This is a genomic window from Shinella zoogloeoides (genome assembly GCF_022682305.1).
Classification (GTDB): Bacteria; Pseudomonadota; Alphaproteobacteria; order Rhizobiales; family Rhizobiaceae; genus Shinella; species Shinella zoogloeoides_B.
Map to the genome: position 1 here is coordinate 3395068 of NZ_CP093528.1, position 7433 is coordinate 3402500.

General features: G+C 58.3%; 5 protein-coding genes, 1 tRNA gene, 2 rRNA genes and 2 pseudogenes (1 of these 10 running past the window's edge). 4 read left to right on the top strand and 6 right to left on the bottom strand.

All coding sequences use genetic code 11. The annotated features are described in order from the left end of the window. Nucleotides 1-14 precede the first annotated feature (14 nt). A complete protein-coding gene (locus MOE34_RS16900) occupies nt 15-392 on the top strand; it encodes a hypothetical protein (RefSeq protein WP_009450595.1) in 378 nt (125 codons plus the stop codon). Between the two features lie 119 nt (nt 393-511). Further along, nucleotides 512-1393: pseudogene (locus tag MOE34_RS16905) on the top strand (acetate/propionate family kinase); the annotation flags it as partial. 186 nt (nt 1394-1579) lie between these two features. Here MOE34_RS16905 and MOE34_RS16910 read toward each other — a convergent pair. Together MOE34_RS16910 and MOE34_RS16915 are read right to left on the bottom strand one after the other, a co-directional pair. Continuing rightward, nucleotides 1580-2011 (bottom strand): PIN domain-containing protein, encoded by a 432-nt coding sequence (locus tag MOE34_RS16910; protein ID WP_009450599.1) that lies wholly within the window; start codon nt 2009-2011, stop codon nt 1580-1582. Continuing rightward, on the bottom strand, nt 2008-2310 hold the full coding sequence (locus MOE34_RS16915; protein WP_009450601.1) for a hypothetical protein: 303 nt from the start codon (nt 2308-2310) through the stop codon (nt 2008-2010). The genes MOE34_RS16910 and MOE34_RS16915 overlap by 4 nt, the downstream gene beginning before the upstream one ends. Nucleotides 2311-2604: 294 nt before the next feature. Here MOE34_RS16915 and MOE34_RS16920 point away from each other — a divergent pair, with 294 nt between their 5' ends. Both MOE34_RS16920 and MOE34_RS25510 read left to right on the top strand, forming a co-directional pair. Continuing rightward, a complete protein-coding gene (locus tag MOE34_RS16920) occupies nt 2605-2796 on the top strand; it encodes a hypothetical protein (RefSeq protein WP_229342097.1) in 192 nt (63 codons plus the stop codon). A 19-nt stretch (nt 2797-2815) separates the two neighbouring features. After that, nucleotides 2816-3856: pseudogene (locus MOE34_RS25510) on the top strand (recombinase family protein); the annotation flags it as partial. 333 nt (nt 3857-4189) lie between these two features. On the opposite strand, the gene MOE34_RS25515 reads toward MOE34_RS25510, so the two are convergent. The 4 genes from MOE34_RS25515 to MOE34_RS16940 all read right to left on the bottom strand — a co-directional run. Next, entirely contained in the window at nt 4190-4384 is a 195-nt protein-coding gene (locus MOE34_RS25515) for a hypothetical protein (protein ID WP_324256106.1), read from the bottom strand. Between the two features lie 43 nt (nt 4385-4427). Beyond that, a tRNA-Met gene (locus tag MOE34_RS16930) sits at nt 4428-4504 on the bottom strand. Nucleotides 4505-4607: 103 nt separating this feature from the next. Continuing rightward, nucleotides 4608-4722 (bottom strand): 5S ribosomal RNA (gene rrf, locus MOE34_RS16935). A gap of 122 nt (nt 4723-4844) precedes the next feature. Continuing rightward, nucleotides 4845-7433, bottom strand: a 23S ribosomal RNA gene (locus MOE34_RS16940); it runs 295 nt beyond the window's last position.

Consider the following 7433-nt stretch of genomic DNA (forward strand, 5'->3'; position numbering starts at 1 on the left):
CACCGGAGGACACCATGACCGCAAGGCCACTTTCCCATTCTATCTCCGCAGTTGTGGCGATCGTGTTTGGCCTGGCTACCGTCATTTCGGGCGGCCGCGCGCTCTTCGGCGGCGCTGATATGGGAGCGGTGGTTCCCTTCGTGCTGTGGTTCAATTTCGTGGCGGGCTTCGCCTATCTGCTGGCAGGGATCGGACTATGGCGCGGCACGGCCTGGGCGCCTGCCCTGTCCATCGGTATCGCGGCGGCAACGGCCGTGGTCTTCGTTTTCTTCCTTTGGCACGTCTGGCGCGGCGGGGCCTACGAGAGCCGCACGATGGCGGCGATGGTCCTGCGGCTCGGCATCTGGGTTGCCATTTCGACAGTTGCGGTAAAGATCCGATGGCCACGATAGTGGTGCGCGACGACTGTGCTGGCGAGTCGACAGGCATTCGCTACGTCCAGTATCGCGATATGGCGAAGTTGGATCGAACTAACCTTTGGCAAACCTAACCACTAAATGACAGGGCAACTATGCAGGTACTTGTTTTTAACGCCGGCAGTTCCAGCCTCAAGTTCGGCATCTTCAGCGTGACGACTGAAACACACGAAGTGTTCAAGGGTTCTTATGAGCGCTTTCGGGCCGGAGGATGCGAATGCCGTTTTCGGCATGGAGAAACCGACGAGCGGGGTGCGGTCGAATTCGATAGTCCCAGCGAAGCGCTGAAAGTGGTTCCGGCCGCGCTGAAGCGTTTCGGGCTCGACGCAATCGACGCTGTCGGGCACAGGATCGTCCATGGCGGCGCAAGGTTTACCTCGCCGACACTGTTAGACGACGAGACAGTCGAGGCCATCGAAGCCCTGACACCGCTGGCTCCTTTGCACAACCCGGCGAACTTGGAAGCAGTCAGGCTCTGCCGCGGCCTATGGCCGGACATAAGCCAAGTGGCCGTGTTCGACACGGCCTTCCACCTCGACAACCCAGCCTTCGCAAACACCTATGCGGTGCCGGCAAGGTGGCGGGATGCCGGTCTGCGCCGCTACGGGTTTCATGGTACCTCTCACAAATATGTGGCCGAGAGGGCGGCCCAAGAGATCGGCCGGCCGTTTTCCGACCTCCAACTGGTGAGCATTCATCTCGGCAACGGCGCCAGCATCTGCGCCGTCAACCGCGGGCACAGCATGGACAGTTCGATGGGCATGACGCCGCTCGAGGGGCTGGTGATGGGTACCCGCTCCGGTGACGTGGACCCAGGCGCGTTTGGCTTTCTGTCGCGCGAACTTCAGCTTTCGGTGCAGGAGATCGAGGATGCGCTCTATTACGAGAGCGGGCTGAAGGGGCTGGCAGGCTCGTCCGACATGCGCGACATTGAAGACAGGGCGGCTAAGGGCGACCCCGAGGCCCAACTCGCGATCGAGATCTACGCATACCGCGCCAAAAAGTATGTCGGGGCTTATGCTGCAGCGATGGGAGGACTGTCAATCGCCTCTATACGTTCCAGCTCCGCTTCGGAGAGCCCGAGTTTCAGGCGTTCGTGGACCGCTGGCTCGGCGTCGCACGCAAATGGGACGAACCCGTTCTTGATCCCGGTCTGCCGGGGATCATTCCACCGGACGCAGCGGATTGACGAACTCCAGCCCGGCAAAGTCCTTCTCGTTGTCCGTAACCACAATACAGTCGTTTGCACCTGCGACAGAAGCGATGATCATGTCGAGAGCGCTGCGCGGGCGGCCAGCGGCCTTGCCGTCCGCCATTAATCGCGCCCAGATCAGGCCCGCTTTGTCATCGAACGAGAGAATGCGGCCGGCGAACAACTCTTGCGGCCCCTCCGGTCCCGAAAACCAGGCATCGAGAGCATCGCGCTTCTTGCCGCGTGGCTTTTCGAGAACGCCACGCCGAATTTCTGCGATGGTCAACGAGGCGACGAACAGGTTTTCGTCGCGTTGCTCCGCCCACCACGCCAGTAGCGATTCCGACGGCTGCGGCTTGACGATGTTGCTGAGGATGTTCGTATCGAGGAGGTAGCGCGTCACAGGTCGACCCGGCGCCCTTCCTCGCGCGGCCGCGACAGGTCGAGATCGGCGCCGACCAGAGGCGAGCGGCGCAGGGCCGACAGGATGTCCCCAGATTTCGGCGGCTCGCCGGCAACCAGAGCCTTGATGGTCTGCCGGGCTTCTTCCGCTTCCGGCCCCTCCTCGGCCAGATGCCGGGCAAGCGACCGGATCAGCTCACGGTCGGCTTCCAGCGCCAGAACCTCGAAGCGCTTGAAGCCACGCTGCGTCAGGCGTGTCCGGTAATTCTCGATCGCTCTCTTCTGTGCGGCATTGCTCATGGCTGGCCTCCGTGTTATATATCCTGACATATAGCCGATGTCGGCCTTGTAAACAAGGGATGTCAGCGATGCCACGAGACTCGCACCACAGGCCATTTGTGCAGAAGAATACTGCGCGTTCCCGCCAGTATTTTCCATATGCTGTGGCACGCCATGCTTCGCCCGAGCGCGACAACGCCGCCGTTGTCGCCCCGGCCGCCGCCAATTATACGGCTTTGATTTCAGTTGCTTACGTCAGAAACGCCGGGGATGCTGCAAGTTATGACCTTGCGAGCCCCCGGAAACAAATCCAAGATGACTGGAAGCGAGCGCGAAGCGCTGCTCGAATCTCTGTTGCTGGAAGAGCCGGAGCTGACGTTCACATCGCGGGGCGATCCCGATCCACGTCTTCTGCGTCTGGTCGATTTCCTGGCTCGTCAGGCGGCGCGGGAGTGCTACGCCGAGGAAGTTCAGATGATGAAGCGGCGGAGGAAGCGCCCCTCCTGATGCTTCGGGGAGAAGTGCATTGAAGGTCGCGATTTACGCCCGCTATTCGTCCGACAACCAGCGCGAGGCGTCCATCGCCGACCAGTTCCGCATGTGCCGCCTGCGGGCGGAAAAGGAAGGCTGGACGGTCGTCGAGGAATATTCCGATCACGCCATCTCAGGCTCCAGCATGATCCAGCGTCCCGGCATCCAGGCGCTGATCATGGATTCCGCGCGAGGCCGGTTCGACATGATCCTGGCCGAGGCACTGGACCGGATCAGCCGTGACCAGGAAGACATCGCCGGCATCTACAAGCGCATGCGCTATGCCGACGTGAAGATGTTCACCCTGTCGGAGGGTGAGATCAGCGAGTTGCATGTCGGGCTCAAGGGCACGATGAATGCGCTGTTCCTGAAGGATTTGGCCGACAAGACCCGCCGAGGGCAACGCGGCCGCGTCGAGGCCGGCAAGTCCGGCGGCGGCAATTCCTACGGCTACGATGTGGTGAAGAAATTCGATGCCAACGGTGAGCCAATCCGGGGTGACCGCACCATCAACGAAGCGCAGGCCAATGTCGTGCGCCGCATCTTCCGTGACTATGCGGCTGGCAAATCGGCCAAGACCATCGCCTTTGCCCTGAACAAGGATGGTATTCCCGCCCCTTCGGGTGGGCATTGGGGTTTCAGCACCATCAACGGCAATCCGAAACGCGGGAACGGCATCCTTAACAACGAGATGTATGTCGGCAAGATCGTCTGGAATCGCCAGCGCTTCGTCAAAGACCCGGATACCGGCAAGCGGCAGGCTCGGCCCAACCCGGAAGAGGAATGGGTGATCCAGGAGGCGCCGGAGTTGCGCATCCTCGATGACGACCTCTGGAACGTCGTGAAAGCCCGCCAAGGCGAAATGCGGACCGAACGGGATGAGAGCGGCATCGCCGACGTCAGCAAGATGAACTACCGTCGCCGCCCCAAATACCTGTTCTCGGGTTTGACCAAATGTGCCTGCTGCGGAGGCGGCTACTCCGCCATCTCTCAGAAGCTGATCGGTTGTTCGACAGCGCGCAACAAGGGCACCTGCGACAATCGAGTCAACATTCGCCGCGACGAGTTGGAAGCCCGCGTGCTGAACGCCCTTCGCACTCGATTGGTCGATCCCGAGATGTTCGCCCGCTTCTGCGAGGTGTTCACGCAGGAGATGAACCGTCTGCGCATGGAAGGCCGCGCCGGCATCGCATCGGCCGAAGCCGAGATCGGAAAGATCGAGCGCGAGTTGGCGAAGCTGCTGACCGCAATCAAGGCTGGTGGACCGATAGAGGCCATCGTGGAAGACATGAAGCGGCTGGAGGCTCGGAAGACCGAGCTGGTTACGTTCCTCGCCGAGGCCGACGAGCCGCCTCCACTGCTGCATCCCTCAATGGCGCTCCAGTACCGGAAGCGCGTTCAGCAGTTCTACGAAGCCTTGCAGGACGAAGAGGAAGAGAAGCGGATCGAGGCGGCGGACATCCTGCGCTCGCTGGTGGACAAGATCGTGCTGACGCCGGTGGATGGGAAGGTGGAGATCGACGTTCAGGGCGATCTCGCTGGAATCCTTATGATTTCCGCACAACCGAAAAACCCCGCCGGAGAGCGGGGTGGATCGCAAGTAAAGATGGTTGCGGGGGCAGGATTTGAACCTGCGGCCTTCAGGTTATGAGCCTGACGAGCTACCGGGCTGCTCCACCCCGCGTTATGTTTTTTGTTTTGCATGCAAAAGGGCCGCTTTGAGGGCGGCCCGTTATCGGCTTGGGCCGAGGATTGTTTTGAAAAGATTGATTGATTGCCTTTAGCAGACCTGGCAGCGACCTACTCTCCCGCGTCTTAAGACGAAGTACCATTGGCGCTGGGGCGTTTCACGGCCGTGTTCGGAATGGGAACGGGTGCGGCCACCCCGCCATAACCACCAGGTCGGCTAAGGGCAATCAATTGAGAAGCTGGTAGAGGAAGGATTTCTTCCTCGTTTGTCTTTGTTTGTGAACACGTCTGGCATCACCGCCTCTTCTTGAGGCTGGTGAGCATGAACAATGAGAACGATCAAGCCAATCGAGCTATTAGTACCGGTAAGCTTCACACATTGCTGCGCTTCCACACCCGGCCTATCAACGTGGTCGTCTTCCACGGCTCTCAAGGGAATACTCGTTTTCAGGTTGGTTTCCCGCTTAGATGCCTTCAGCGGTTATCCATTCCATATATAGCTACCCTGCTATGCCCTTGGCAGGACAACAGGTCCACCAGAGATATGTCCATCCCGGTCCTCTCGTACTAGGGACAGATCCTGTCAATATTCCTACACCCACGGCAGATAGGGACCGAACTGTCTCACGACGTTCTGAACCCAGCTCACGTACCGCTTTAATTGGCGAACAGCCAAACCCTTGGGACCTGCTCCAGCCCCAGGATGCGATGAGCCGACATCGAGGTGCCAAACAACCCCGTCGATATGGACTCTTGGGGGTCATCAGCCTGTTATCCCCGGCGTACCTTTTATCCGTTGAGCGATGGCCCTTCCACGCGGGACCACCGGATCACTATGACCGACTTTCGTCTCTGCTCGACTTGTCAGTCTCGCAGTCAGGCGGGCTTATGCCATTGCACTCGACGACCGATTTCCGACCGGTCTGAGCCCACCATCGCGCGCCTCCGTTACTCTTTCGGAGGCGACCGCCCCAGTCAAACTACCCACCATACACGGTCCCGGATCCGGATAACGGACCGCGGTTAGACATCCATGACGATAAGGGTGGTATTTCAAGGATGGCTCCACAGAAACTGGCGTCCCTGCTTCAAAGCCTACCACCTATCCTACACATGCCGACACGAATGCCAGTGTAAAGCTATAGTAAAGGTGCACGGGGTCTTTCCGTCTAACCGCAGGAACCCCGCATCTTCACGGGGAATTCAATTTCACTGAGTCTGCGTTGGAGACAGCGGGGAAGTCGTTACGCCATTCGTGCAGGTCGGAACTTACCCGACAAGGAATTTCGCTACCTTAGGACCGTTATAGTTACGGCCGCCGTTTACTGGGGCTTCGATTCAAAGCTTGCACCTCTCCTCTTAACCTTCCAGCACCGGGCAGGCGTCAGACCCTATACGTCGTCTTGCGACTTCGCAGAGCCCTGTGTTTTTGATAAACAGTCGCTACCCCCTGGTCTGTGCCACCCCAAAACACTTGCGTGCCTTGGGGTCACGCTTCTTCCGAAGTTACGCGTGCAATTTGCCGAGTTCCTTCAACGCAGTTCTCTCAAGCGCCTTGGTATGCTCTACCTGACCACCTGTGTCGGTTTCGGGTACGGTCTATACGGTGGAGCTATTTCCTGGAACCGCTTCCCTGCCCACCCAATCCAATAAGGATGAACAAGTTACGCAATCCGTCACTACCACCAGGCCCACGAATATTAACGTGGTTCCCATCGACTACGCGTGTCCGCCTCGTCTTAGGGGCCGGCTAACCCTGCTCAGATTAACTTTAAGCAGGAACCCTTGGTCTTTCGGCGAGGGAGTCTCTCACTCCCTTTATCGTTACTCATGTCAACATTCGCACTTCCGATACCTCCAGAGGCCCTCACGGGTCCTCCTTCGCAGGCTTACGGAACGCTCCGCTACCACTGGACTTGCGTCCAATCCTCAGCTTCGGTGCATGGCTTTAGCCCCGTTACATTTTCGGCGCAAAACCCCTTAATTAGACCAGTGAGCTGTTACGCTTTCTTTAAATGATGGCTGCTTCTAAGCCAACATCCTGGTTGTTTTGGGAGTCTCACATCCTTTCCCACTTAGCCATGACTTGGGGACCTTAGCTGGAGGTCAGGGTTGTTGCCCTTTTCACGACGGACGTTAGCACCCGCCGTGTGTCTGCCGACTAGTACTCCTCGGTATTCGGAGTTTGGTTAGGATCAGTAAGACGGTGAGTCCCCATAGCCCATCCAGTGCTCTACCCCCGAGGGTATTCGGTCGACGCTCTACCTAAATAGATTTCGCGGAGAACCAGCTATCTCCGAGTTTGATTGGCCTTTCACCCCTAGCCACAAGTCATCCCAATCTATTGCAACAGATGCGGGTTCGGTCCTCCAGTTGGTGTTACCCAACCTTCAACCTGCTCATGGCTAGATCACTCGGTTTCGGGTCTAATGCAACTAACTGAACGCCCTGTTCAGACTCGCTTTCGCTGCGCCTACACCTACCGGCTTAAGCTTGCTAGTTACACTAAGTCGTTGACCCATTATACAAAAGGTACGCCGTCAGCCTTGCGGCCTCCGACTGCTTGTAGGCAACCGGTTTCAGGTTCTATTTCACTCCCCTTGTCGGGGTGCTTTTCACCTTTCCCTCACGGTACTTGTTCGCTATCGGTCATGCACGAGTACTTAGGCTTGGAGAGTGGTCTCCCCATGTTCAGACAGGATTTCACGTGTCCCGCCCTACTCAAGGACAATGCCTGTTCTACGTGTACGGGGCTATCACCCGCTAAGGCCGGACTTTCCATTCCGTTCCACTTTATTCAGCATTGCCACTGGCCTGGTCCGCGTTCGCTCGCCACTACTTGCGGAGTCTCGGTTGATGTCCTTTCCTGCAGGTACTTAGATGTTTCAGTTCCCTGCGTTCGCTTCTTACCCCTATGTATTCGA